Below are 1746 nucleotides of genomic sequence, written 5' to 3' on the forward strand. Positions count from 1 at the left end.
CCGTGTATGCGGTCGGCGCCGCGCCGCCCATCCAAGCGTCGAGCAACATCGATGCGGTCTGTGCCGCGGAAGCCGCTGTTCGTGATTGCTGCTCGATCTCGTCGGAAGACGAGCATCCCGCCGACACGCACAACAGCAACAGCAAGCACAAACAATCCAGCCGGAAATGACGGCCGCTGAGGATCAAATTCGGCGTTTGGTGCGCCACAAGAATAGTCTCCCCTAGTGCCGAACGAGCGGTGGTCGGCTTGAATTGACCTAGAGCGTTCAGCGGGCGCGTCAACGAAAGCCCATCCGGCGGGGCGGCTGCAGGGCATGTGGACGCGACAGATCTCAGCCGGCCACCGCAACTCAAGCGGAACAAAGGATCGCGTGCGGAATTAGGAGCACAAGGAGGCGGCGGAGCCGACTTCAATTCCGTCCTGATCATCACGTCGACGTGAATGGACTGCTGGCACGGAGAATCCCGCAATGCCTCGTCTCATATCCTGGATAGTGATCGTGGCAGTCGTGATCGTCGCGGCTTGGCTGTGGTTCGGCGGCCATAGAGCAAGCAACGATGGCGGCAGCCAACCCGCGCCTCACGCGATAGACCAGAACGGGTAGGTCAATCCTGATCGGCCGGGCTGCGAGGGGCCACGATCCTGTATTCGTGGATCAGGCCGAAAACCTGATTTCTCACCGTCTCGCGCGCTTCGGGCTGGATGAAAGGCATTAGCCGGTCGACGCTTTCAACGAGTTCCGGCGGCAGGTCCGCCACCGCATCCGTGAGTTCGCTGGCATGTTCATACATGTTGTCCGTCAGCTTTTTGTCGAGGTCGGAAAGGATGCTCATCATCACGCTCCATGTCTGTCCTCTCCCGTTCTGTTAATGACCAGTCCGGCAGAGATGTTCCGCGCGAGACGGCGCTCAGACCGCTGAGTACTTGTGGTCAAGGAAGCATCGTTTCAGACCGCCCCATCACCGCAACGTCGTGTGGCCCGGGTCGCGTCGCCTGGCTTTCGGCGGGATCAGCCTCCCGGCATTGGCCCGTAAGCCCCTGACGAATTCCTCCACATACGGAAGCAACTCGAAAAGTACGATCACGGCCATCACGCAGACGATATAGATCAGTGGCAACTGCTGCGATTTCCAGACGATATCGAAGCGCGCGGTTTCCGGCCCCGCCCCGAACAACGCAAGAAACTGCGTCCAATGGAGGGAGACGACGCTGACCAGGCCCATCAGCGGGATCATTTCCAGAAAGCTGTGCACATGCTGTTCGATCGGCGTTACCCTGCGCGCCGTGGTTGCATAGCGTACATCCCACATCGCCGTCGCCTCGTGGATGAAGAAGGTGACGATCATGACAGCGATGACCAAGGCATTCACCTCGAGGAACATGGCTGCCAGCAACGGCACGCCTACTTCGGCGAACATCAGAAGATGGATCAAGGATTCCTTGGCGCCCGTGGTCGACTCGATATGTGAGGCGCGGTGGCAAAGCCAGTCTGCAAAGCCAGCGACAAGCCAGACGGGAAGCAGAAAGTACATAAGGATCAGCACGGTGGGACCTGACAGCATAAACGCGTCTGGCTTGGTTCGAGGTCTACTCAGAGACGAGCTGTCGATCACTGCCCAGGCATTTCGGTGTTTTCCTTGGGATTCTTCTGGACGCCCGCGGCTGGTGAGGTATCCGCCGGGGCGTTGCCACCCTGGTTCTGTTCAGGCGCGCGTTTCAGCGGCGAGGTCTGCCAGCCCATATC

At 59.6% G+C, this 1746-nt stretch carries 2 protein-coding genes; both read right to left on the reverse strand.

Annotated features, from left to right (window positions below):
- Positions 1-607: 607 nt before the first annotated feature.
- The gene (locus EN879_RS34705; RefSeq protein WP_063170474.1) at positions 608-835 is read right to left on the reverse strand and encodes a hypothetical protein; all 228 of its coding nucleotides are present in this window, start codon (positions 833-835) and stop codon (positions 608-610) included.
- Between the two features lie 126 nt (positions 836-961).
- On the reverse strand, positions 962-1564 hold the full coding sequence (locus EN879_RS34710) for a hypothetical protein (RefSeq protein WP_063170165.1): 603 nt from the start codon (positions 1562-1564) through the stop codon (positions 962-964).
- Positions 1565-1746: the final 182 nt, after the last annotated feature.

It is taken from the genome of Mesorhizobium sp. M7A.F.Ca.AU.002.02.1.1 (genome assembly GCF_003998535.1).
Classification (GTDB): Bacteria; Pseudomonadota; Alphaproteobacteria; order Rhizobiales; family Rhizobiaceae; genus Mesorhizobium; species Mesorhizobium ciceri.